Genomic DNA, 23,758 nt, shown 5'->3' on the forward strand with positions numbered 1-23,758 from the left:
TCCTGAACAAAGGAAGGCATCTCCCCATGACCACGCAAAGAATTTCCCGCCACAGATTCAGCAAACGGCTGCCGGCAGTCCTTGCCGTCGGCCTCGCCATGGTTGTTGGCCAGGGCCTCACCGCGCCGACGTCCGCCGCACCCGGACCGTCCTCGGGCCAGGCAATTGCCGGCTCCCGGACATCGGCGTTTGACGACGGCCGCTACATCGTGATGCTCAAGGACAAGCCCTTGGCCACCTATTCGGGCGGTGTGGCCGGGATACCCGGCACGGCCGTTCCGAAGGGCAAGAAGCTGAACCCCTCCGGGCCCAACTCGCGCAAATACGATGCGCACCTCCGGTCAAAGCAGCGGCAGGCGGCAGCAGCCAAGGGCGTGAGGATTGATGAGAGCTTCACCCTGGCTGTCAACGGCTTCAGCGCCGTTCTTTCGGCTGACCAGGCCAAAGGGCTCGCCGGTGACACCAGCGTGCTGGCCGTCGTCCCCGATGCCCTGCGCAAGCCGGATTACTCCAGCACCGATTTTCTCGGCCTTCCAGGCGGGGACGGCGTATGGCAGGACCAGTTCGGTGGCGAGGCGGATGCGGGCAAGGGCGTCGTAGTGGGCATGCTGGACACCGGATACTCCCCGGACAACCCGTTCTTCACCGGCGATCCGGTCGAGCCGCTCTCCGGAACTCCCAACGTCGGCGAACCGTACCATCTGCAGGGCAATGTCATCGCCATGCGCAAGGCCAATGGCGGGACGTTCGTGGGCGACTGCGTGAGCGGTGACGGATTCGACGGAACCGAGTGCAACAGCAAGGTGCTCGGCGCCCGGTTCTACGACAAGGCCTACAAAGCGGCCGTTCCGCCCGAACTGCGGTCTCCGCTTGAGCTGTTCTCCCCGATTGACGTAAACGGCCACGGCTCGCACACAGGCAGCACCGCCGCCGGAAACAGCGATGTCACCCAGACTGCCGGTGGACGTGACTTCGGGACGAGCTCGGGTGTTGCGCCGGCGGCGAAGATCGCGGTGTACAAGGTGTGCTGGGAAGGCTCGACCCCGGACACCACAGGATGCCTCGAATCTGACATTCTCAATGCCATCCAGGACGCCGTCCTTGACGGCGTGGATGTGCTGAACTACTCCATCTCCGGCAACAACAATTCAACGGTCGACGCCGTTTCACTCGCCTTCCTCAATGCCGCCGCAGCAGGGGTGTTCGTGGCGGCCTCGGCGGGCAACTCCGGCCCGATCGCCAGCACGGTGAACCATGCCGGCCCGTGGCTGACAAGCGTCGCCGCCTCCACGTTCGACAGCTCGCTCCGCGGAACGGCCGAATTGTCCAACGGTGCCAAGTTCGCCGGAGCGAGTGTGATGAGCGAGGAAGTGGCAGCGAAGCCGATTGCCCTGGCATTGGCCGTAAAAGCGGCCGCCGCCACTGATGCCGACGCTGCCCTGTGTGCCCCGAACGCACTGGATCCGGCCAAGGCCGCAGGGAAGATCGTGGTCTGCGACCGCGGCATTTTCCCGCGCACCGCCAAGAGCGATGAGGTCAAGCGCGCTGGCGGCGTTGGCATGGTGCTGGTCAACGTGACGCCGGGCTCGCTGGATACGGACCTGCACAGCGTTCCGACCGTGCACGTTGCTGACCCCAAGATCAAGGACGTGGTCGCGGCTAATCCGGGAATGACCGCCAGCCTCAAGGCCACCGACACGACAGGTGCTGCACTTCCGCCGGTACCGCAGATCGCTGAGTTCTCCTCCCGCGGTCCAACGCTGGCGTCCGACGGCGACCTGCTGAAGCCGGATGTCGCGGCGCCCGGTGTGGCCGTCCTGGCCGCCGTGTCGCCGATCGGCTTCAAGGGCGAGAACTTCGGGTTCCTGTCCGGCACCTCCATGGCTGCGCCGCACATCGCAGGATCCGGTGCGCTTCTGCTCGGCAAAAACCCGCAGTGGTCCCCGGCGGCCGTGAAGTCCGCCATCATGACCACCGCATACGACCTGGTCAACGCCGACGGTGCTGAGGTTCACGACGTCTTCGCCCAGGGCGCGGGCGAGGTGGATCCGTCAAAGTTCGCCTCGCCGGGCCTGGTTTACGACGCCGGGATCGCCGACTGGATGGGCTTCCTCCAGGGTCAGGGCATCGACTTGGGCGTAGCACCCGTGGCCGCAAAGGACGTCAACGTGCCGTCGGTTGCCCTCGGCGCCCTTGCCGGCAGTCAGACGGTCAAGCGCACGGTCACGGCGGTGAAGGGGGGAACCTACAGTGCCGCAGTCGACGTTCCGGGCATCAAGGCAACCGTGAGCCCCGCAGAGGTGACCCTGAAAGAAGGGGAGAGCGCCACCTTCACCATCACCTTCGCCACCGCCGGTGCCCCGCTGAATGCGTATGCCACCGGATCCCTGACGTGGACATCGTCCGATAACAGCGTGCGGTCTCCGGTGGCGGTGCGGCCGGTGGCCCCGTAGCCGCTGTCACCGTAGCCGCTGTCCAGCTGCCGGACACTTGGCTGGCGGGCACTTAACAAGGACGACGCCGGCACTCACCTCACGGGGTGAGTGCCGGCGTCGTGCGCTGTCCCGTTCTTGCGGGTCATCCCGTTGCCCGGCCTAATCCGGAGCTCAGCTCCGGGCGGCGCCGGTTGCGGCGATGAGGTCCATCATCGCGCGGTGCAGCGTCTCCACCTGTTCCCGCGTGAGGCCCAGCTTGGCCATCATGGTGCCGGGAACCGAGGTTGCCTGTTGACGCAGTGCTGCTCCGGCGGGGGTCAGCGCCACGGCCAGGGTCCGTTCGTTTCCCTCGACGCGGCGCCTCGAGATGAAACCGGCCGATTCCAGACGACGGAGGAGGGGGGAGATGGTGGCGGGCTCCTGGGCAAGTGCCTCGCTGATGTCACGGACTGAGCGGGGGCTGGATTCCCACAGGCACAGCATGACCAGGTACTGGGGGTGGGTTAGGCCCAGCCTCTCCAGGACCGGCTTGTAGGCGCCGACGACGCCGCGTGAGGCGACCGTCAGCGCGAAGCACAACTGGCGTTCCAGCAGAAGATCGTCCTCCACGGATTCGGCAGCGGCGTCGTGGACCGCTTCGTCGGCGGCCGGGTACGTTGCCGGGGCATTCCGGTTCCCTGTCATGAGCGTTCCTTCAATAGTTAGTGCACTAATAATTAGTGTATCGTTGATTCTGGCAGCAGCCTTCGAAATGGAGAAGTGGATACCGTGGCAAAAGAGAATGCTTCACAACGGTTCATGCGGGCAACCGGCAAGCTGAAGGCGATATTCGGCCCCGCGAACCGGAGTTCCCTGGTGCACGACATGACCGAGGAGAACCGCAGGCTGCTCGCCCAGCGCGAGGCCGAAACCCAGCAGTGGGAAACGGTCCACCGCCCGGACGGCAGCACCTACGTCGTGCCGCGCAATCCGGACGATAAGTCCCTCCGCTAGGCGCTGAAGAGGCCGGGGCCTTTTCGGCAGTCCCGGCGTAAAATGAGGGCACTGGCAGTTACGAAGAGCAGATGCTCGACCTTCGTTCAGGGAAGGAGGTGGGACTTGTGGCACATGTACTCGCTGGCTTTATGGACCTGACCGACAGGCTCCGGTTCGTATTCGGCCCTGCCACCCAAGGCGATTCCTCAGCGCCGGTGGTTCACATGCATGACGACTTCGAGCACGCCTCGGAAGACGATCTGGCGCAGTTTGAGGTCGAGACCGATTCCGAAGGCCATCACTACGCAGTGCGCAAGAGCGATCTCCAGTAGGGGGAAATCCTGAAACTTGCGCAGTGAACACGACGCATTGAACATGGCGCGCTCCACGGCGCATGACCAACGCGACTGCCGGCCTGGCTGAGCCAGACCGGCAGTCGTTTTCTTGTGCCTGAAGCCTTTGGTTAGCGGCCTGTGCCGCCGTAGACCGTTGCCTCGTCTTCGCTGTCCAGGTCGAACGCCTTGTGGATGGCCCGGACGGCGTCGTCCAGCAGATCGGCGTGCGTCACCACAGAGATGCGGATTTCTGACGTGGAGATCATGTTGATGTTGATGCCGGCGTCGGACAGGGCCTTGAAGAACGTGGCCGAAACGCCCGGGTGGGAGCGCATGCCCGCGCCGATCAGCGAAAGCTTGCCGATCTGCTCGTTGTACTCAATGCTTTCGAAGCCGATCTCCGGCTCGGCCGCCCGGAGGGCCGCGAGGGCGTCTGCACCTTCCACGATGGGCAGCGTAAAGGAAATGTCCGTGCGGCCGGTCCCGTGCGTGGACACGTTCTGGACAATCATGTCGATGTTCGAGTGCGCGTCCGCGATCACCTGGAAAATCGCGGCTGCCTTGCCGGGGATGTCCGGAACACCCACGACGGTGACCTTGGCTTCGGACCGGTCGTGTGCAACACCGGAGATGATTGGCTGCTCCAAGGCAACTCCCTCTTGAGTCTTGATTTTGTCGTCGGCGCCCGGCAGGACCCAGGTGCCTTCGTGCTGGCTGAATGAGGAACGGACGTGCAGCGGCACACCGAACCGGCGGGCGTACTCGACGCACCGCAGGTGGAGGATCTTGGCTCCCGACGCGGCCAGTTCCAGCATTTCCTCGCTGGAGATGCGGTCGATTTTCTGGGCGGATGGCACCACGCGCGGATCGGCGGTGTAGATTCCGTCCACGTCCGTGTAGATCTCGCAGACATCGGCGTCCAGGGCGGCCGCAAGGGCAACGGCGGTGGTGTCCGAGCCGCCGCGGCCCAGGGTAGTGATCTCGTTGGTGGTGCGGCTCATGCCCTGGAAGCCGGCAACGATGGCAATATGGCCCTTGTCGAGGGCCGTCCGGATGCGGTGCGGATCGACATCGATGATCCGGGCCTTGCCGTGGATGCCGTCGGTGATCATGCCGGCCTGGGAACCGGTGAAAGACTGGGCGGAGGCGCCGAACTTGTTGATGGCCATTGCCAGCAGCGCCATGGAAATGCGTTCGCCGGCGGAGAGCAGCATGTCCATCTCCCGGGCCGGAGCGGAATCGGTGACCTGCGCAGCGAGATCCAGCAGTTCGTCCGTGGTGTCGCCCATCGCAGAAACCACCACAACGACCTCGTTGCCGGCTTTCTGCGCGTCGACAACGCGCTTGGCAACCCGCTTGACGCCCTCCGCGTCGGCCACCGAGGAGCCGCCGAACTTCTGCACGATGAGCTGGGCGGTGGCGGCCGGCTTAACGGCGTGCTCCTGCGGCTGCGGCTCGGTCTTCACATCGGTACTGGGCATACTCATGCGTGCACCTTCACTGGATCAATCGGAGTTCTGGAGGCCAGGCGGCCTTGCGGCGCGGCGGCGTAACTGATGTGACCAGTTTATCGCCGCCCCCGGCGGGCGTTGAATTGTGACCCCGGACGGTCAGCTGAGGGCGTCGCGGCGGCCCTCGAAGGCCCGGCCGAGTGTCACTTCGTCGGCGTACTCGAGGTCGCCGCCTACCGGGAGGCCGGAAGCCAGCCGTGTCACTGCGATGCCGATCGACTTGAGCATCCGGGCAAGATACGTGGCCGTTGCTTCCCCCTCGAGGTTGGGGTCGGTGGCAATAATGATTTCCTGGATGGCGCCGTCGTTGAGGCGGGTCAGGAGTTCGCGGATCCGCAGCTGGTCGGGACCGATACCGGCGATGGGGTTTATCGCGCCGCCCAGCACATGGTATCTGCCCCGGAAAGAGCGGGTACGCTCCACCGCCAGGACATCCTTGGATTCTTCCACTACACAGATGACGGAGGGGTCCCGGCGCGGGTCCCGGCAGATGTTACAGAGCTCCTGCTCGGTCACGTTGCCGCAGGCCGTGCAGAACTTAACACGTTCCTTGACCGTGGTGATGGCATCCGCGAGGCGCTTCATGTCCTGGGGATCGGCCTCCAGAATGTGGAAGGCCAGCCGCTGGGCCGACTTTGGCCCGACGCCGGGCAGGCGTCCGAGCTCGTCGATCAGCTCTTGAACTGCACCCTCGTACACAACGTCCTCGATTACTTGGTTGGAAGATGGCCGCTAACCCGTGCCGCCGGCACGGCGCGACCGGCGACGGACAGCGGACGGAGCGGGCGGGCAGTCCGTTCTAATAACGGGGCACCAGCGGACTTCCGTCCAGTGACCGTTCCTCAATCAGCTTTCCGCCCAGAATACGCTCAACCGCGGCCCTGCCAAACACGCCGGACTCCTCGATGGTTTCGTCGTCCGCGCTGGGGATGTCCTGTACGTAGGACGCCACGGAGTCGGCCTTGCGGGCCGGTGCCTTCGCCCGCCCTGCTTCGGCTTCTGGGCTGTTCGACAGCCTCTGGTAGAGGCTGAGCTTTCCGCTGGCGGGAAGTACAGGTGCCGCCTCGGGCGACGCAGCCGGGACTGCCTCAGGGCGGGGCTGTGAAGCGGGCGCCGCGCTTGGCGCGAATGCAGTGGCGTGGGCTGCCGGAACCGGAGCGGACGCCATGGCATAGGCAGGAGCGAACGCTGGCGTGCCTGCTTCAGGCTCGGTGGATTGAGCCTGTGTCGGAACGTGGGCGTCGACCGCAGCCGGCGTGGACACCGAAGCGCCTGCCAGGACCGGTTCCGCCTGGACCGGTTCCGCCGGGGGCACCTGAGCCGTTGCCGGTTCATAGCGCGGTGCAGTTGTTGCTGGCGGCGTTTGCCCACTTCCATCCGCGGTTTCGCCCGAATACTTGCCCACATTGCTTTCGGAGCCAATGAGCCACACGCCGGGGGCCTGTTCCACGGCACGCGTCCAGGGGTCGCCGGAGTTATCGGGCACTGACTGGCGGTCAGTTTGGCCGGGTCCGTCCTTTTGTTCGGCGCGTTCAGCTGGTGCCGGGTGCCCAGTCGGTGCCGATACCGCGTCGGCAGCCTGGCGCGGCAGATCCTGCGACGACGGAGCATTGTGCTGCTGACGTTGGGGCGAAGGCTCCCAGTCCATGGGCGGTTCTTCGTCCAGGGGCGGGGCGTCCTCGTCGAGGGGCGGACCCCAGTCGTCGTCAGGGTAGGAGTAGGAGCCGCCAAGTCCGGCACCGGATTGCTGGCCAGCGTCGCCTGATGGCAGGCCATCTGATGACACGGCGTCTGATGACACGGCGTCGTCCGGTTGGCCGGCGTCGGCGGGCTGCAGCGAAGCGGTGGCCGCAGGAGCGGGCGAAGGCTGACTGCCGGTGCCGTGATCCGGGGCGGTTGGAGCGGGTGCCGGACCAGGGGGCGGCGTCCAGCCTGACCCGCCAGCAGGCGAGGCTGGTGGGGTTGAAGCCGACGACGGAACCACCGCGGAAGCCGCACCGGGCGAAACGGCCGATGCCGCTGCCGGCGCTTGCACCTGCCGCTCCGGTTCCCGCGCGGATTGAGGCATGGCCGGGGTCAGCCCCCAGTCCGCATCCGCGGTGGTAGCCGGGATGTCCCGGCTAGTAGGCCCTTTTGGGTTTGGGTCAGAGCTCGCTGCGCTATTGGATCCGCCTGCCGTCGCAGTGATCTGGCAGTCGATGCCGATGGTCTTGTGGATGGCCTGCCGCAGGTTCTCGGAATGGTCGGCGCGCCCGAAGGCTCCCGCCAGCCCGGGCGTCGTGAAGACCAGCGTCAGCACCTGACCGTCGAACTGGCCAACCTGGGCGTTGGGCTCCACAAGCGCCCAGGTGCTGCGCTTGATTTTCGTGAGCGTCTGCAGGATCTCCGGCCATGCACGCCGCAGCACTTCGACGTCGGCGGCTGCACCCGCAGGCGCTGAAGCTGCTGCGCGAGGGGCAGTGGCCGGAGTTGCAGCAGGTGCTGAGGGCGCCGCTTCCGGGCGTGACTCCGCAGCGTGCGCAGGCGCGACGCCGGAGGAGGGCGGGGCAGCCTGCGCGGGTTGAGCGGGTTCTTTTGGCTGGGCGTGCAGAACGGGCTCGCGTCCGGTGCCGGCAGCCGAATCGGAGGACGGCCTGCGGACGCCTGGCTGCGGTTCTTCCACCGGCCAGTCGCTGGTGCTGATCCGGGGTGCAGCGATGGTCTCCCGCTCTGCCGGCGTGCCGACCTGCGGGACAGCCGGTGGGTGGCTGCCTGGCGCTTGAGTGGCAGTCCCGGCGGTCGAAGGGGCCGGCGTCGTAGCGGGCGCGGGAACAGYGGCCGGTTGGGGAGCAGCGGCCGGTGCCGGGGGAACAGCGGCCGGTTGGGGAGCAGCGGCCGGTGCCGGGGGAGCAGCGGGCGCGGGAGCAGTGGCCGGGGGAGCAGTGGCCGCCGGAGCGCCGACGTCGTTACCTGCGTAATTGAGTCTGCGCTCCACGCGGTCGATCCGCGCCGCAATGCCGCGTTCGGTCTGTTCCGAACTGGGCAGCAGGATGCGGGCGCAAAGCAGCTCGAGGTGCAGCCGCGGGGAGGTGGCGCCGGTCATCTCCGTCAGGGCGGTGTTGGTGACGTCGGCTGCCCGCGACAGTTCGGCGGCGCCCAAGTTGTGCGCCTGGTTCTGCATCCGCGCGATCTGGTCGGCCGGCGTGCCCCGAAGGATGGACTGTGCGCTTTCCGGCATGGCCTGGACGATGATGAGGTCCCGGAAGCGTTCCAGGAGGTCTTCGACGAAGCGGCGGGGATCATGCCCGGTCTGAATGACACGGTCCACCGCCCGGAAAACGGTCGCGGAATCGGAGGCGGCAATGGCCTCAACCACATCGTCCAAGAGCGAAGCGTGGGTGTAGCCAAGGAGCGCGACGGCGAGCTCGTAGTCCAGGCCGTCGGGTCCGGCTCCGGCCATGAGCTGGTCAAGAACCGACAGCGAATCCCTGACAGAGCCTGCGCCCGCGCGGATGACCAGAGACAGCACGCCTGGCGCCACGGGAACGTTTTCCTGCTTGCAGAGCAGCTCGAGGTACGCCATCAGCGGTTCCGGCGGCACCAGCCGGAAGGGATAGTGGTGCGTGCGGGACCGGATGGTTCCGATGACCTTGTCCGGCTCGGTGGTGGCAAAGATGAATTTGATGTGTTCCGGCGGCTCTTCAACGATTTTCAGCAGGGCGTTGAAGCCTGCCGAGGTGACCATGTGGGCTTCGTCGATGATGAAGATCTTGTAGCGATCCCGAACGGGGGCGTAGGTAGCCCGCTCCCGGAGGTCCCGGGCATCGTCAACACCGCCGTGGCTGGCGGCGTCGATCTCGATCACGTCGAGTGATCCTGAGCCGCCGCGGGCCAGTTCAATGCAGCTGGGGCACACGCCGCAGGGGGTGTCTGTGGGACCTTCCGCGCAGTTGAGGCAGCGGGCCAGGATGCGGGCCGAAGTGGTCTTGCCGCAGCCGCGCGGTCCGGAGAAAAGGTAGGCGTGGTTCACGCGGTTTTTGCGCAGGGCCGTCATGAGCGGCTCCGTGACATGTTCCTGCCCGATAACGTCCGCGAACGAATCGGGGCGGTACCTACGGTAAAGGGCGGTAGTAACAGTCACAGAGAAAACCCTACCAATCGGGACTGACATAAAAGACCCCCCATGCACCCGCCAGAGCCCGTCTACCCTTGCTACCTTCCGGTCCTGGGGGAGTTCAACAGGATGACGCCACATGAGGGGCCGTCAGACAGTTTACCCGAAGTTTCGGCGTGCCCCGAATCGGCCCGGGAGCGCCCCCACGCCGGCTACCGATGCCCGTTCACCGGCCAGGTCATGAACGCCGGTTCCTCGTAGGGGTGGGCCGCCCGCAGTGCACGTACGACGGCGTCGAGCACGGCATCATCCACCACGCACTCGATCCGGTGTTCAGGCACCATCTCCTGCACACCTTCCGTGCCGAGAAACGGCCGGGAGCCGCTCAGGGGCGTGAACCGCCCCGTTCCCGGCGACGTGAAAGAGCAATGCGAATAGTGGCCAAGCCGCCCGGCACCCGCGTCCCCGACGGCGGCCATCAGGGCCTCGGCATGTGACTCGGGAACATACACGACAAGGGCGCGGAGCTGCGACATGACACCCATCCTGCCAGCCGCGTACCGGCCCGTCACGGCCGAACAACCACGGCGAAAAATAGGGCCTAATCCACTCAATTGGGCGATGCCGGAAAGTTCGGGTATTCTAGTATCTGCTTTTGATTCAGAAGCAACTGGAGAATTCGCCTAGCGGCCTATGGCGCACGCCTGGAACGCGTGTTGGGTTAACGCCCTCGGGGGTTCAAATCCCCCATTCTCCGCCATCGTAAACCCCGGTTCTGACATTGTCGGAACCGGGGTTTCGTGTATTCGGGCTTCCCTCCCAAATTACGGAGCTCCCAGCTTTCGGATCCGCTGCCGGGCGGCGCGCTCGCTCGGACTCATCCGGCCCAGCGCCAGGCGCACGACGGCGAGAGTCGCGCTGGTAGCCAGCTTCACCGGGAGGGGCAGCGGGCCAAGACGCGCCTGCCGCAGTCCCAGCATCTCGCGGTATTGGGGTTCCAGGCTGAGCACCGCTCCTTGGAAAAGCACCCGGTATCCGGGCTTCAGGAAGGGGTGCAACGGCGGATTCCGAATGAAGGCCACGGTCTCGGCAACCCTCTGGTCCGCGCGCAAAGCGCCCGTTGCAAACCACGCGTCCAGCTCCCGTTTCAGCTCGGTCTCGCTGAGGGGTGGAGAATTGATGCCCATCAGCCGGCCTGCCTGCGCCCACTCACGGACGTAGGCATCGGGTCCGCCCGGAATGGGGCCGCCCCACCTCTTGTGTGCCTCCAGAAACGAATCGACGAAGGTGACGTGCACCCAGGTGAGCAGCTCAGGATCGTTGGCCGAATAGTCCCGGGCGGCGCCCGTCCCGTCCACGTACGTTCCGCGAACTGACTCGTGAATACGGAGCACGGAGCTGGTCGCAGCCTGTGCATCGGCCGTGGACCCGTAAGCGACGGCGTGGATCCAGCGGGTTGTCCGGGCGAGGCGGCCCAGGGCGTCCTCGCGGAATCTGGAGTGGTCGTGGACCCCGGCGAGGACGCCAGGATGAAGCGACTGCATGAGCAGTGCCCGGATTCCTGCGACCAGGGTGGGCATGCCCCTGTGGACAGCCCAGACGGCGGATCCCGGCAGGAAATAGCCGGCGTCGTCGCCCTCGGCGAACAGCTGCATCCATTCCGGCGGCGCGTCAGGGCTTCCCGTGAGGGTCCGCTTAACTTCTGCCTGCCATTCCCTGGGGAAGTTGCGCATGTTCTATTCTCGCGCACCCGGCCTGGGCCCCCTAAACCTATATTGGGCCGGTGCTTACCCCCCGTTTTAGGGGGTTTCCCCCTGCTCGTGCCTGTGGCCACAATGGAGGACGCGCTCGTCGAGACAGGAGTTTGACGGGTCCAATTTCAGGAGAATTCTGTGGCAGCTCATGGGGGATACCGACACGCACCGAGGGTAAACGGCCCGGGCCGGATTGCCTTGCGGAGCCTTTCCGCTGCGGTGGTCGTGGGGTTCTCCGTCTTCGCCTTCGGATTCCAGGGACCGTCCGGTCCGGTCCCGCAGCCTGCTGCGGCCACCATCGCACTGACGCCTCCCTCGGGCACAGTAGGCCCGGCGCTGCTTGACCCGGACAGCGTCCCCGACGGGCATGAAGTGGACGGGGCAGCCGCCGACTCCGCTGCAAAAATACCTTCCGGCCGGACACCCGGGGGCAGTTCTGCCCGTGGTGCGTCGGCAAAAACCGGCGCCAAACCGCAGACACCCGGAGTCGCGTCGACGGTTCTGAAGCGTCCCGGCAAGGGCTTCCTCATGGCTCCGCTCGAAGACCTGGTTCCGAGCTCACCGTTCGGGCTGCGTCACAATCCCCTGACCGGGGAGGCCGGAGAATTCCACTGGGGCCAGGACTTCGCCGCCGCCTGTGGAACCCGGGTCTATGCTGCCGACTCCGGCGTGGTCCGGGCGGCCGGTTGGCACCCGTGGGGCGGCGGCAACAGGGTTGAGATCGACCATGGAAATGGCCTGATCACAACGTACAACCACCTGCGGGGCATCGCCGTGGAGAAGGGCGATCACGTCCGCGTCGGTGAGGTGATTGCCGAGGTCGGTACCACCGGATCCTCCACCGGATGCCACCTGCACTTCGAAGTCATCAAGGACGGGCAGCACGAGGATCCGATGAAGTGGACCTTCCTGCCCATCCGGCAGGTCGCGTCCCTGAAGCCTGGCGTTATGGCCAGCTTCGACCCCGACGCGCCGAGCATGGCAGGCTGGACGATTCCCTTCCTTGACGGAAGCACGGACGACGGCGGCACCTCACCGGCTGTTTCGGCGGTGGGCAGCGACCCGAAGCCGAGTGCCGTCGCGAGGTCTTCGCGGCCTTCCCTGCTCACCAGTTCGTCATCGCAAGAAGTTGTCGCAACGCCGAGCCCCCGTGTGACGCCCAAACCGGATGTTGTCACCAGGCCGGCCGCCCCCGCGGTGACGCCCAAGCCGACACCAAAACCAACGCCGACTCCAACCCCAACGCCTGTGCCACCGCCAACCCCGACTCCAACCCCCACCCCGGTGCCAATCCCGACGCCGGAACCGGCGCTCCCACCGACGCCTGAACCGGCACCGCAACCGACTCCGGTCCCGCCTGTAGACCCGGCCCCGGAAACACCTCCGGCTGATCCGGCGCCTCCCGCGGATCCGCTGCCTCCCGCAGAGTCAGTGCCCACACCCCTGACGGAACCAGCGCCTACGCCGGCTCCAACGCCGACCGAGCCGCCAACTCCGACGCCGACGGAGCCGCCGGCCCCGACGCCGTCAGCAGCAGTCGATTCCGCGGCTGATCCAAGTGTTGTCACAAAAGAAGCCCCTGCGGATGCGCCCGCAGGAACTGAAGCTGCCGTGACGGCGGATCCCACCGCCGCGCCGTAATCGCGCGGCAGGGTTCGCCGTCCGGCTCCAGCCGGTAAGGAGGTCGAAGGAATGCAGCGGCTGCAATTACCGTTGTCATTAATATCAACCATGCGACCGGCCAGAGAGCACCATGTAACTTCCCTCCCCACGATTCCGCCGACACTCAATGACGGAACCGTCATTGATTTTGGACGCTTTACAGGGAACACAGTGCCTGTTGGCTTCGGTGTCACAGTCCCGCTGACCGCCTGGACAGATCTCGATGGCCAGGAACAGCACCCCGCGAACAGCGAGTTGACCAAATCCAAGAAGAGCATTCTGCCTTGCACGGCGCGGTGGAACCCCTGGAAGTTCCGCATGAACCAAGCTGTGAAGGTGGAGATGTGGGGCGGCTCGCCCCCGCCGTTGATCCGGCGTGACCGGACCTCCGGCAAACCCAAGAAAGCGGCCATCGCATGATGACCGCCAATATGAAACGAAAGCGAGGAGCGTTAGCCAAGAAGCGGCAGGCATCGTAATTTTTCAACATGCCAACTTCAGTTTCCCCAAAGTTTGCTTTTTATCTGGTTGGATGGAGCGTACTGAGAGGGAACACTGGAGGCGCCCGCTTCCTAACTACCGCGAAGGCAGCAATGGAGCTCATCGAGGCCGAGCACCCCAGGCCACGTCATTTTCTACTCCACCTGAGTGACCCCCACCTGTTGGGAGGTCCGGACCCCCTTTACGGCGCAGTTGACAGCGAAGCGCGCCTAATTCAGCTATTCGACGAGGTCCAGGCATCAGGCGCTCGTCCGGAAGCCGTCATTTTCACCGGCGACCTGGCGGACAAGGGAGACCCCGAGGCTTACGCCAAACTCCGCGCGATCGTTGAACCGGCGTGCGGGGATCTGGGCGCCAAGGTCATCTGGGCAATGGGTAACCACGACAACCGCGCCAATTTCCGGGCCGGTCTGCTGGACCAGCCGGGGAATGATGACCCCGTGGACCACAGCTATTACGTCAACGGCCTGCGAGTCATCACCATGGACACTTCCGTGCCGGGATTCCACCACGGCGAGCTCAGCGGCGACCAGCTGGACTGGCTGGCCGCGCAGCTGGAAACCCCGGCCCCGGACGGCACCATCCTGGCGCTGCATCATCCGCCGGTGCCCTCGGTGCTTGACCTGTCCGTGCTCGTGGAGCTTCGCGACCAGGCCGCCCTGGCTGCCGTGGTCCGCAACTCGGACGTGCGGACCATTCTGGCAGGGCACCTTCACTATTCCACCACTGCAACCTTCGCCGGTATCCCGGTGTCGGTGGCCTCGGCCACGTGTTACACCCAGGACTTGAACGTCCCTGTGGGAGGCACCCGCGGCCGTGACGGCGGGCAGGCCTTTAACCTGGTGCACGTGTACGAGCACACCATCGTCCATTCGGTGGTGCCGCTGGGCGCGGCGCCCACGGTGGGGGAATACGTCAGCCCCGAAGAATCCGAGCGGCGCCTCGTGGCCGCCGGAGTCCGCATCCCCGAGCATGCCAAGCGCCCGGTCCTGACCGCAAAGTCCTAGCCCCAGGGGCCTGACATCGAGGCGGCAGGTCTGCCGCGGCGACGCAATCGCCGCGGCAGGCCCTTACTTGTCCCAGCCCTTACTTCTCCCAGGGTGCCTTGATGGGGTAAAACTTCTCCAGGAAGTCGGTGACGAGCTCGGCCCGCTCCTCGGCCGGAACCTCTGGGAAGCTGCCGTCATTGAGGCAGAAGAAGTCCATGTTGCGCTTAGCCAGCAGCTTGGGCAGATAGTTCAACCCCGCCCGGAGGGTCGTGTCCACGTACCTGACCTTGGCCGCTGTCTGGGTGACAGCACGGCCGGTGAGCAGCGCGTAGTAGTGGTAGAAGGAATTGGTCACGGAGATGTTGTCCGCCGCGCGGAAGGTGCTGGCCGCAGTCTTGGCGAATTCATTAGGGAACTCCTGCTCCATCTGGGCCACCACGCTGCGCCTGAGGGGCGCGGCGGAGTGCTCCAGGTGGCGCGTGGTGATCCGGCCAAAGCGGTTCCACAACAGCTTCCGGTTCACCCTGGCGGCATTCTCGAAGCCGCTGCGCTCGGCTGCGTTGTCCCCGAGCCCGATCCGGGTCTCGGCCTCGATGAACTTGGTGATCCCGCCCGGGGTGAAGAACATGTCCGGCCCCACAGGACGCCCGAAGAACATGTCGTCGTTGGAGTACAGGAAATGCTCTGAAAGACCCTCGATGTGGTGCAGCTGGCATTCCACGGCCTGGGAATTGTGAGTAGGGAGCACGGACGGATCGGCGAAGAACTCTTCGCTCCGGACAATCGTCACGGACGGGTGGTCCGCCAGCCATTCGGGCGCGGGGGAGTCCGTAGCTATGAAGATGCGGCGGATCCACGGCGCGAACATGTAGACGGACCGGAGTGCGTACTTCAGCTCGTTGATCTGCCGGTACCGCGCTTCGTGGTCGTCACCCTCACCGAGGACAGCGCCGGTCTGCCGCGCCCTGCGGGCTGCGATGTACTCCGGAGAACTGCCGTCTACCCACGAGAAAACCAGGTCGATGTCGAAGCTGATGTCGCTCGCGTGATCAGCGAACATGTTCTCGATGGTGGGCCAGGTGTGGCCATAGCGTTCAACGGTTCCCCGCACGGCGTCCTGCGTCAGCATGGTGCGGCGCGTCAGCGAGTTCTCGATCGGCAGGATGAGCTGGTCGCCCTCGAAGCTCCAGAGCTCCACCTGCACGCCTGCGGAGGCGCCGAACTCGAAACCGCCGTTCGGCTCCACCCGGGGCCTGTACAAGCGGAAGATCCTCGCCTGACGGTTGGTGGAAAGTTCACCGTCCGCCACGAGCACGGAGGTCTTCTTCTTGGCGTCCACGGTCATGGAGTAGAACGGCTCGTTGCGGCACGCCTCAACCAGGGCGGCCCGCAGCTTCTTGCGGTTCTTCCAGTCCAGGGCGATCACAGGGCGGTCGTTGTTGCCCCGGACCAGCAGGTAATCCAGGCTGGCGCCTGCCAGCACCGTCCGCAGGAAGAGCAGGTCCTCCACCATGGCCTGGTAGGGCGTGCGGTTCTGGTTGATCAGTGCATACCGGCCAGAGCGACGGACCACGTCAGGGCGGTGCTTGAGGCGCGCAACAGCGGCCGGCGACGTTACTTCCGCAAGCACCGGGACATCCTCGGAAGTCTGTCCGCCGTAATAGATGTCGTCCTGAACCGTTACGTCTGTAATGGGGATTCTCCGTGCTGCTAGGGGATGGGCTCTTACTTGCATGATAGTCCTGCCAAAAAACTGCAGGAGAACAGTGCCGCCGCCCAGAGTGGCGCGTGCGGCCGAGCGGCGGGAGCGGGCTCAGCCCGCCAGCGCCTCACGCCAGCTGCGAAGGAAAGCCGCTCCGGCGTCGTCGTGGATGACCGTCGCATCCAGGCCCAGGTCGGTGGCGGTGAGGATGTCGTAGGGCTTGACCGGCACTCCGTCCGCGGGCCGGACGTCCACATGCTTGACCGGGTGGTCGTTGTGGTGCAGCCAGTCTGCCATGGCGTAGTCCGTCCGGGAATCACCCACGGTCCGCCAGGCCTGGGGCGTGACGCCCTGCGCCGCGAGGAGCTCCACGGCCCGGCTCGCGCCGAGGTCCTTGCCGAGCCGGACGGACTCGATGTCCGTGGAAATGATGGTGGGGTCCACCCGGTAGTCGACTTCGTCGTCGGAGTTCGGTGCGTGGTGGTCCAGCCGCACGACACCGAGGCCGTGGCGCGCCATCAGTTCCATGGCTTCCTCGTCGAACAGGTGCTGCTCGGCCAGGTATTCGCTGTTGGGCACCTCGATGTGCTGTTCCACGGACACCATGGCGCGCTTGGTCTCATCAAAGAACATGTGCGAGGAATAGTCCTCCGCCACCATCCGGCGAATATCGTCACCGTAGGCGGCGGGGACAGCCAGTTCGTGGTCCACATGGACAGGGCCGGGGCCGGCAGCCGTGTAACTGAACCAGACGGCGCCCTTTTCACAGATGGCATGGATCAGCGTTCCTGCCGGCATCCCCGCCGCGATCATGGGTTCCATGACCTGCTCGCGGATGAAGGCGTCCGAGCGCCCGGTGTTGAAGATGATGGGGATCCCGGCGGCGGCCAGTGCCACGAGGTCCGCGATGATTTCCGGCTTGACGTTCCTGGTCACGGGGCTGGCCACGGGGCCGTCGACGTCCAGGAGGAGGGCAAGGGGAGGAGTCGACGGCGTGTGGGCGCCTAAGGTGGCAGCGGCGGCATTCGCGGGAGGTGCAGTCATGGCTCCATTCTGACAGCCACCGCCTGCCCGGGGCGCCGAGGCAGGCAAATCCGGGCCGGATGTGACACATGGTTACTGTTTGGCTACAACCTCCGATGCGGGCCGGTTCCACATTCCCTTGGACAGGCAAGGTGCTTAGGCTTGCATGGTGATATTCAAAGCTGTGGGCGAGGGACGCCCGTACCCCGACCATGGTTTCAGCACGCCCAAGGACTGGGCATTGCTCCCGCCGCGGCCCGTGCGGCTGGATGAACTTGTAACCACCAAGCGGACTCTGGATCTCGAGGCCCTGCTGGCCGAGGACTCCACCTTCTTTGGCGACCTCTTTCCGCACGTTGTGCAGTACCAGGGCACGCTCTACCTGGAGGACGGCCTGCACCGGGCTGTCCGGACGGCACTGCACCAGCGCACCGCCATTCACGCCCGTGTGCTGGTGATCGATGGCTAGAAAACGCAAGGACGTCACGGTCCTGCATGGACACCGCGTCATCACGGGTCCGGAGCTGCGGGCCACGTTCGTGGAGCAGGACGACACCCTCGACCACCCCGGCAGGCTGCGGCGCCGGATCCTGCACGGCGTGGTGCTTATCTTGCTTCTTGCGCTGATCGTTGGGGCGATCCTGGCAGCCCTGGGCATCATGAACGGCCAAATCAAAATTCCTGGAACCGAGGAAAGCGGGGCGAAGGCTTCGGCCTGCCCCGCCGCAACGTTTGACTACACCCCTAACGCCAAGGTCAAAGTCAACGTCTTCAACGCCACGAGCCGGGCCGGCCTCGCCAAGTCGGCCGCCAACGAGTTCAAGGTCCGCAAGTTCGGCGTCGGCAAGGTGGGTAACACCGAAACAGGTTACCGGGGCGTGGCCGCCGTGGTGTCCGGTGCCGCCGGCCAGGCTGCGGCCTTCACCGTCCAGCGGAACGTCCCGGGGTCCGACTATTTCAAGGACGGGCGCACGGATGCCAGCGTTGACGTGATCCTGGCCGGCGACTACCGGGGATTGGCCAAGCCCGAGTTGGTGGACCAGACCCCTGGCAAGCTGAGCTGCCCGCGGGAAAGCAGGCGCATCGCGGATGATGCCCCGTTGCCGGTCGTACCCACGCCAAGCGTCAAGCCCTGAACGGCGGGAGCCTAGCCGGCCACGGCGGGCCGCCCGCCGAGCGGGACAGGGCGGCCGCCGTCGTCGAACCTTGCACCGGAACCCAACTGGATGAAGCGCACTGTCCTTGAAATTCTTTCCTCCAGGTCGTCCGGCTCCTCGCTTCCGCGGGCCGCGCTGGAGGACAGTGTTCCGTGGATCAGCTGGGCCTGCTGCCGGACGTCTGCCACGGGCAGGTAGCCCTGGTCCATGCCGCTGCGCAGGATGTCCTGCAGGAGGTCACTCAGGCCGCCGACGTGATCGGCGAGCTTGGCGAAGGACGCCGGCGAAAGAACGGCGCCCATGGCCGGTCCGGGCGGCATGTGGCGGCGGCTGAGGTCCTCCACCTGGGCGCGAACATACAGGGCGAGCCGGTCCACTGGATTCTCCAGGCGGCTGAGCGACTCGCGCAGTTCCGCCAGAAAGCGCTCCGTTTCGACGAGCGCGTACGAGATGAGCAGCTCTTCAATGTCGGCGTAGTAGTTGTACACGGCCGTCCGCCCGATTCCGGCATGGCGCGCAACGTCCGTCATGGTCAGCCCGGGCAGTCCGTGGGTGAAGAGCAGCTCGCCGAAGGCATTCAGGATGCGGCGCTGGGTCTCGGCGCGCTGCGCAGCATTGCTGGGGGCCGAAATCCGGGGCATACGGACACTTTACCGCGATCTGTCAGTAAACCCCGGGCGCCGACACCCGAACAATCCGAGAATCAGACGGCGCAGCCGTCTGGACCGCATGCCTCGCCGCCGTTTGCGCCGGCGTCCTTGGTCCCGGCGTCGGCCGCGACCATCACCAGCGGATGCGATTCCTGCCACGCCTGCTCCAGCGCCATGCTGAACGTTGCGGACGGCTGGGCGCCGGAGAGCCCGAACTTGCGGTCGATGACGAAGAACGGGACGCCGCTGATGCCCAGGGCGCGCGCTTCGGCAAAGTCGTGCCGCACGTCGTCGGCGTACTTGTCGGAAGTGAACAGCTCCGCGACGTCGACGGCGTCCAGGCCCAGCTCCCGGCCGAGGACGGTGAGGTATTCGCGGCTGCCGATGTCCTTGCCGTGTTCGAAGTGGTCGCTGAGGAGCCGCTCCTTGGCGGCATCCTGCTTCCCGTGAGCGGCGGCCAGGTGGATGAGCCGGTGGGCAGTGAAGCTGTTGGCAACCACGACGGCGTCGAACCGGTAGTTGAGCCCCTCGCCTCGGGCCTCAGCTGCCACATGGTCAAACATCTGTGAGACCTGCGCCGGGGCCATGCCCTTGCGAGTACTGAGGTAGTCGAGCTCGGTGCCGTCGTAGTGCTCGGGCAGGGAAGGGTCAAGCTGGTAGCTCCGCCACTGCACCTCCACGGCATCGCGGTGCGGGAACTCGGCCAGGGCGGCCTCGAAACGGCGCTTGCCGATGTAGCACCACGGACACGCGACGTCTGACCAGATTTCAATCTTCATGCTTGCCACAACCTGAACCCACGCGCTGGCATTCCTGCCGTGCACTGTTGGCTTGGCCACAGCGCACAGCGCACAGCTTCAGTTACCAGCCTTGCCCGGCGTCACTGCGGACAATATCGTTTGACGTAGGTTATGAAGTCAGCCGTCGGATGCTCTTCATCCGAACGCCATCGTTAGTTCTGCCCCGATGCGCCGAGGACGGCGCCGCAGCCATTGTGCGGGGCCGTCTGCTCTGTCACCTGGGAGGCCGGGGAATGCGGATAGGACTTATTGCGGGACCCTGGATTCCCGTTCCTCCGCCCTCTTACGGCGGCACCGAGAGGGTGGTGGACAGCCTTGCCCGTGGTTTTGCGGCTGCGGGGCACGAGGTGTTGCTGGCTGTTCCCTCCGACAGCGAATGCCCGGTCCCGCGTGTTTCGGGGATGAGGGTTTCGGAACCTGCCGAGCTGGGGTCCACCCTTTCGGAGCTCAGCCACGTGATACGGGCGTACCAGGGCATGCGGGGTGTGGACCTGATCCACGACCACACGATGGCCGGTCCGCTGTACGCCCATCGCCCCTCCTCTGTCCCGGTCGTGACGACGATCCACGGCCGGCTGACGCCCGCAGCGGCGGACATCTACCGGGCCGTTGGGAGGACCGCCAGCATCATCGCCATTTCCCGCGATCAGGTCACGCATGCGCCGGACGTGCCGATCGCACGGGTAATCCACCACGGGCTGGACCTGTCCACGGTCCCCACGGGCACCGGCAAGGGGGGCTACGCGTGCTTTGTGGGGCGGGTGTGCCCGGACAAGGGCTTGGTTGAAGCAATCGCTATTGCCCGGAAGGCAGAAATTCCCCTGCGCATCGCGGCAAAGATGCGCGAACCCGATGAGTTGCGGTTTTACCGGGAAGTCGTGAAGCCCCTCTTGGGCCCCAACGAGGACTTCATGGGGGAGATCACGGACGACGAAAAGTACGCGCTCATGGGCAACGCCGTCGCATTCCTAAATCCCATCCAGTGGCCGGAACCGTTCGGCCTGGTCATGATCGAATCCCTGGCCACGGGGACACCGGTAGTGGGCACTCCGGTTGGCTCGGCTCCGGAGGTCGTGGACCACGGTGTCACCGGGTTTCTGGCTTCCTTGGCGGAACTGCCGGCGCTTCTGCTGGGCGTGGCCTCACTCAGCCGGGAAGCTTGCCGGGCCTCTGTAGCGGAGCGCTTCAGTTCTGCCCGCATGGTTGCTGATCATTTGGAGCTGTTCGCCAGCGTTCTGGAGCAGGGGCAGTCTTTCGGGGTTCCGGATCCGGGGGCGGTGCACGAGAATCAGATGCGGGATCCCCTGGGGCGCGGAGTAGAAAATCGAGGGCCTGCTGGAATCTGAGTCTTGCATTGCCGCAACTGCCCGTAGGAAAGGAAGCAGCCCGTGAATGCGTGGAACTCCGATACGGAGGCAGGTCCCTCGGAAGCAGGCGCGGTGACAGTCGTAGAAGGATCGTCGTTTTGCATCTCGTCCGACAGCGGAGACATTGTGACGGGTGGAACGCAAGGCGTTTTCTACCAGGACACCAGGATCGTTTCCCGCTGGATGCTCCGCGTCAACGGAGCACTCCGGGAACCGCTGGTAGCCAGGACGCCCACCGCTTTCCAGGCGACGTTCGTAGGGCGGGCCCGGTGGGCGGACGGGAGGTTTGACAGCCCGTTGGTGGTTCAGCAGCAACGGCACGTGGGCCCCGGGCTGCGGGACGACATCACGATCCGCAATTACTCTGGCGAGGCAGCCGTGTGTGACATCGAACTTAGCCTCGATTCCGACATGGCCGATCTCTTCGACGTCAAAGGCGCCAGGGTGACGACCGGGGCTGTCGTTCGCAGGAGCGTCCATGACGGGGAGCTCCTTATCGAGGCCGAGCGCAACGGCCAGCGCCGGGGCACGGTTCTCCGAGCAGCCGCCGCGCACGTGCGGGAGGATGCACTGACATTCCGGGTGGAGATCCCGCCCCGGGGGCAGTGGTCCACGAGCGTCATCGTGGTGCCGCTGATCAACGGAAAGGGGCCCGATGAACCGTTCAGCGAAACGGCCTCGCCCCACCAACGGACGGGTGTGCAGCGGCATATCGCGTGGGCGGAACACGTACCGCGCATTACCGTCACCGACTGGAATGTTCAGCACGTGCTGAGCCGCAGCCAGAGCGATCTGGGGTCCCTGCGGATTTTTGATGCCGCACACTCGGGGAGGGTGGCGGTCGCCGCCGGTGCCCCATGGTTCATGGCGCTCTTCGGCCGGGATTCACTGCTTTCCTCCTACATGGCCCTGCTCGTGGACCCCGGCCTGGCCGCCGGGACGCTGCAAACCCTGGCCGAAATTCAAGGCACGAAGGTGGACCCCGATTCGGAGGAGGAACCCGGCCGGATCCCCCATGAAGTGCGGTTTGGCGTCAATGCCGGCCTGGCGCTGGGGGGTACCTCCTACTACGGCACGGCCGACGCCACCCCGCTGTTTGTGGCCGTGCTGAGTGAGCTCAGCCGTTGGGGACTGGGCGAGGACATCATCGGTTCGCTGCTGCCGCATGCGGACCGTGCCTTGGACTGGATCGAGCACTTCGGGGACCGCGACGGCGACGGCTTCGTGGAGTACCTGAGGCCCAACCCCCACGGATTGTTGAACCAGGGGTGGAAGGACTCGTGGGACGGGATTAATTTCGCCGACGGCAGGATGGCTGAGCCACCCATCGCACTGTGCGAGGTCCAGGGTTACGTCTACTCCGCCTACGTGGGCCGGTCGCTGCTGGCCCGCTGGGCCGGGGACTCGTCATTGGAACACCACTGGGCCGAGCGTGCTGCCACCGTGAAGGCGTCGTTCAACGAGCGGTTTTGGCTGCCCGACAAGGGGTATTTCGCCATCGCGCTGGACAAGGACAAGCAGGCGGTGGACTCGTGCGCATCAAACATGGGCCACTGCCTCTGGGTAGGAATAGTCGATGAGGACAAGGCGCCCATGGTCGCCGAGCGACTCATGTCGCCGGAGATGTTTACGGGGTGGGGCATCAGGACACTGGCCTCGGATATGGGCGCCTACAACCCTGTCAGCTACCACAACGGCTCCGTCTGGCCGCACGATACGGCACTGGTGGCCACCGGGCTCATGCGCTACGGCTTCGTGGACGAGGCCCGCCGGGTCGCGGGCGGGCTTTTTGCCGCCGCCGCGCATTTCGACGGACAGCTGCCGGAGCTGTTCTGCGGTTTTGACCGGAGTGACTTCCCGGAGCCGGTGCCGTACCCCACAGCCTGCTCCCCGCAGGCGTGGGCAGCAGCCGCTCCGGTGCAGTTGGCCCGGATTCTTTTGCGCTTTGACCCAGACTTCACGCGGAATGTCCTGCACCTGGCGCCCATACTGCCGGCCGAGCTCGGCGATGTCCGGGCAGAAAACGTCCTCTTGGGCCGCTCCAGGATCACCATCCGGGCCCATAGGGGGGAGGGGAGCGTGGAGGGGTTGCCTCCCGAACTGAAGCTCCGGAAGGAGCCGCGTCCGCCCCTTAACAGTGACCTTGGCGGTTAGCTATCCCAGCCTGCGCTCCATCACGAAGTCATGTTCCACGGTGCTGCCCAGCTGAAATGACTTGGTTCCCACCTTCCGGAAACCGGACTTTTCGTAGAACCGGATCGCCTTGGCGTTCTCGCTGTTGACGCCGAGCCACATCCCGGCGGCCCCAGTACCTGCGGCGGACTCGAGGCTCGCGTGCATGAGTTCGGCCGCGGCGCCGAGACCGTGATGGTCCGGGTGCACATAGCATTTGCTGAGCTCGACCGACGGGAGGGCATTGAGCGCGGAGGCCACGCCCGGATCGGAGGTTGGCCGGTCCACGAGCAGGCTGTAGCCGCGGAGGTCTTCGCCGGCATCAATGACCAGGACCGTCACCGCGGGATCGGCGAGGTACGCACGGAAGTGGCGCTCGCTGAGTGTGTTGGCGAGGTGGGCAGCGATGTCCTCACGCGATGATCCGGGCGGGCATGCCAGCGGAAAGGTGACGGCAGCCAGCTCGGCCAGCCGCCCGGCGTCGTCCGCGGCCGCCTTGCGGATAGTGTGCGTCATGCAGGTCCTCCGACGAGAGTGTCTTGTACAGGTATGCTCGATCGCCACGCCATGGCCCTCGGCAATCGCATGGTCGGCGATGAGAGAGCCGAGGCGCCACGCATCGTGGTGGTCAA

At 65.6% G+C, this 23,758-nt stretch carries 21 protein-coding genes, 1 tRNA gene and 1 other RNA gene; 11 read left to right on the forward strand and 12 right to left on the reverse strand.

Features of this window, described 5'->3' with window-relative positions; all coding sequences use genetic code 11:
• Window positions 1-26: 26 nt before the first annotated feature.
• On the forward strand, window positions 27-2,453 hold the full coding sequence (locus AC1D14_RS11900; protein WP_230118720.1) for a S8 family serine peptidase: 2,427 nt from the start codon (window positions 27-29) through the stop codon (window positions 2,451-2,453).
• A gap of 153 nt (window positions 2,454-2,606) precedes the next feature.
• Here the strand turns inward: AC1D14_RS11900 and AC1D14_RS11905 are convergent, their stop codons facing one another.
• Window positions 2,607-3,119, reverse strand: coding sequence for a MarR family winged helix-turn-helix transcriptional regulator (locus tag AC1D14_RS11905; RefSeq protein ID WP_230118721.1), 513 nt, complete (start codon window positions 3,117-3,119; stop codon window positions 2,607-2,609).
• A gap of 114 nt (window positions 3,120-3,233) precedes the next feature.
• Here AC1D14_RS11905 and AC1D14_RS11910 point away from each other — a divergent pair, with 114 nt between their 5' ends.
• Window positions 3,234-3,428 (forward strand): hypothetical protein, encoded by a 195-nt coding sequence (locus tag AC1D14_RS11910; protein ID WP_476875205.1) that lies wholly within the window; start codon window positions 3,234-3,236, stop codon window positions 3,426-3,428.
• Window positions 3,429-3,499: 71 nt separating this feature from the next.
• Entirely contained in the window at window positions 3,500-3,742 is a 243-nt protein-coding gene (locus tag AC1D14_RS11915; RefSeq protein WP_476875059.1) for a hypothetical protein, read from the forward strand.
• Window positions 3,743-3,873: 131 nt separating this feature from the next.
• On the opposite strand, the gene AC1D14_RS11920 is transcribed toward AC1D14_RS11915, so the two are convergent.
• The 5 genes from AC1D14_RS11920 to AC1D14_RS11940 form a co-directional block, all read right to left on the reverse strand.
• Window positions 3,874-5,232: an aspartate kinase gene (locus tag AC1D14_RS11920; protein ID WP_476875060.1), complete on the reverse strand. Its 1,359-nt coding sequence runs from the start codon at window positions 5,230-5,232 to the stop codon at window positions 3,874-3,876.
• Window positions 5,233-5,355: 123 nt separating this feature from the next.
• A complete protein-coding gene (gene recR, locus AC1D14_RS11925; RefSeq protein ID WP_476875061.1) occupies window positions 5,356-5,955 on the reverse strand; it encodes a recombination mediator RecR in 600 nt (199 codons plus the stop codon).
• Between the two features lie 100 nt (window positions 5,956-6,055).
• Window positions 6,056-9,406, reverse strand: a complete 3,351-nt coding sequence (locus AC1D14_RS11930) for a DNA polymerase III subunit gamma and tau (protein ID WP_476968559.1) — start codon at window positions 9,404-9,406, stop codon at window positions 6,056-6,058.
• Window positions 9,405-9,501: signal recognition particle sRNA small type (gene ffs / locus AC1D14_RS11935), an RNA gene on the reverse strand. Before ffs ends, AC1D14_RS11930 begins: the two co-directional genes overlap by 2 nt.
• 60 nt (window positions 9,502-9,561) lie before the next feature.
• Window positions 9,562-9,885, reverse strand: coding sequence for a hypothetical protein (locus tag AC1D14_RS11940; RefSeq protein ID WP_476875063.1), 324 nt, complete (start codon window positions 9,883-9,885; stop codon window positions 9,562-9,564).
• A gap of 136 nt (window positions 9,886-10,021) precedes the next feature.
• On the opposite strand from AC1D14_RS11940, the gene AC1D14_RS11945 reads away from it, so the two are divergent.
• A tRNA-Ser gene (locus AC1D14_RS11945) sits at window positions 10,022-10,109 on the forward strand.
• A gap of 64 nt (window positions 10,110-10,173) precedes the next feature.
• Here the strand turns inward: AC1D14_RS11945 and AC1D14_RS11950 are convergent.
• Window positions 10,174-11,082, reverse strand: coding sequence for an oxygenase MpaB family protein (locus AC1D14_RS11950; RefSeq protein WP_476875064.1), 909 nt, complete (start codon window positions 11,080-11,082; stop codon window positions 10,174-10,176).
• A gap of 159 nt (window positions 11,083-11,241) precedes the next feature.
• On the opposite strand from AC1D14_RS11950, the gene AC1D14_RS11955 reads away from it, so the two are divergent.
• From AC1D14_RS11955 to AC1D14_RS11965, 3 genes are all read left to right on the forward strand, one after another.
• A complete protein-coding gene (locus AC1D14_RS11955) occupies window positions 11,242-12,744 on the forward strand; it encodes a M23 family metallopeptidase (RefSeq protein WP_476875065.1) in 1,503 nt (500 codons plus the stop codon).
• Between the two features lie 51 nt (window positions 12,745-12,795).
• Complete coding sequence (locus tag AC1D14_RS11960) at window positions 12,796-13,185, forward strand: thioredoxin domain-containing protein (RefSeq protein WP_230118730.1); 390 nt, start codon at window positions 12,796-12,798, stop codon at window positions 13,183-13,185.
• Window positions 13,186-13,358: 173 nt separating this feature from the next.
• Complete coding sequence (locus AC1D14_RS11965; protein WP_230118731.1) at window positions 13,359-14,273, forward strand: phosphodiesterase; 915 nt, start codon at window positions 13,359-13,361, stop codon at window positions 14,271-14,273.
• A 79-nt stretch (window positions 14,274-14,352) separates the two neighbouring features.
• Here the strand turns inward: AC1D14_RS11965 and AC1D14_RS11970 are convergent, their stop codons facing one another.
• Together AC1D14_RS11970 and AC1D14_RS11975 are read right to left on the reverse strand one after the other, a co-directional pair.
• A complete protein-coding gene (locus tag AC1D14_RS11970; protein WP_230118732.1) occupies window positions 14,353-15,990 on the reverse strand; it encodes a stealth family protein in 1,638 nt (545 codons plus the stop codon).
• A gap of 78 nt (window positions 15,991-16,068) precedes the next feature.
• A complete protein-coding gene (locus AC1D14_RS11975) occupies window positions 16,069-17,001 on the reverse strand; it encodes a Cof-type HAD-IIB family hydrolase (protein WP_230118733.1) in 933 nt (310 codons plus the stop codon).
• 148 nt (window positions 17,002-17,149) lie between these two features.
• Between AC1D14_RS11975 and AC1D14_RS11980 the strand changes: the two genes are divergently transcribed.
• Both AC1D14_RS11980 and AC1D14_RS11985 read left to right on the forward strand, forming a co-directional pair.
• Window positions 17,150-17,449 (forward strand): type II toxin-antitoxin system VapB family antitoxin, encoded by a 300-nt coding sequence (locus tag AC1D14_RS11980; RefSeq protein WP_230118758.1) that lies wholly within the window; start codon window positions 17,150-17,152, stop codon window positions 17,447-17,449.
• Window positions 17,442-18,116 carry a LytR C-terminal domain-containing protein gene (locus AC1D14_RS11985; protein WP_230118734.1) on the forward strand — a complete coding sequence of 225 codons (675 nt, stop codon included), beginning with the start codon at window positions 17,442-17,444 and terminating at the stop codon, window positions 18,114-18,116. The genes AC1D14_RS11980 and AC1D14_RS11985 overlap by 8 nt, the downstream gene beginning before the upstream one ends.
• Before the next feature lie 11 nt (window positions 18,117-18,127).
• Here AC1D14_RS11985 and AC1D14_RS11990 read toward each other — a convergent pair whose 3' ends face one another.
• Together AC1D14_RS11990 and AC1D14_RS11995 are read right to left on the reverse strand one after the other, a co-directional pair.
• The gene (locus AC1D14_RS11990; RefSeq protein ID WP_230118735.1) at window positions 18,128-18,778 is read right to left on the reverse strand and encodes a TetR/AcrR family transcriptional regulator; all 651 of its coding nucleotides are present in this window, start codon (window positions 18,776-18,778) and stop codon (window positions 18,128-18,130) included.
• A 62-nt stretch (window positions 18,779-18,840) separates the two neighbouring features.
• Entirely contained in the window at window positions 18,841-19,566 is a 726-nt protein-coding gene (locus AC1D14_RS11995) for a DsbA family oxidoreductase (RefSeq protein ID WP_230118736.1), read from the reverse strand.
• A 254-nt stretch (window positions 19,567-19,820) separates the two neighbouring features.
• Here AC1D14_RS11995 and AC1D14_RS12000 point away from each other — a divergent pair, with 254 nt between their 5' ends.
• Entirely contained in the window at window positions 19,821-20,933 is a 1,113-nt protein-coding gene (locus AC1D14_RS12000) for a glycosyltransferase family 4 protein (RefSeq protein ID WP_230118737.1), read from the forward strand.
• 42 nt (window positions 20,934-20,975) lie between these two features.
• Window positions 20,976-23,108, forward strand: coding sequence for an amylo-alpha-1,6-glucosidase (locus tag AC1D14_RS12005; RefSeq protein WP_230118738.1), 2,133 nt, complete (start codon window positions 20,976-20,978; stop codon window positions 23,106-23,108).
• Here AC1D14_RS12005 and AC1D14_RS12010 read toward each other — a convergent pair whose 3' ends face one another.
• A complete protein-coding gene (locus AC1D14_RS12010) occupies window positions 23,109-23,642 on the reverse strand; it encodes a GNAT family N-acetyltransferase (protein WP_230118759.1) in 534 nt (177 codons plus the stop codon).
• Window positions 23,643-23,758 lie beyond the last annotated feature (116 nt).

The sequence above is a fragment of the Arthrobacter sp. P1_B11 genome (assembly GCF_056406715.1).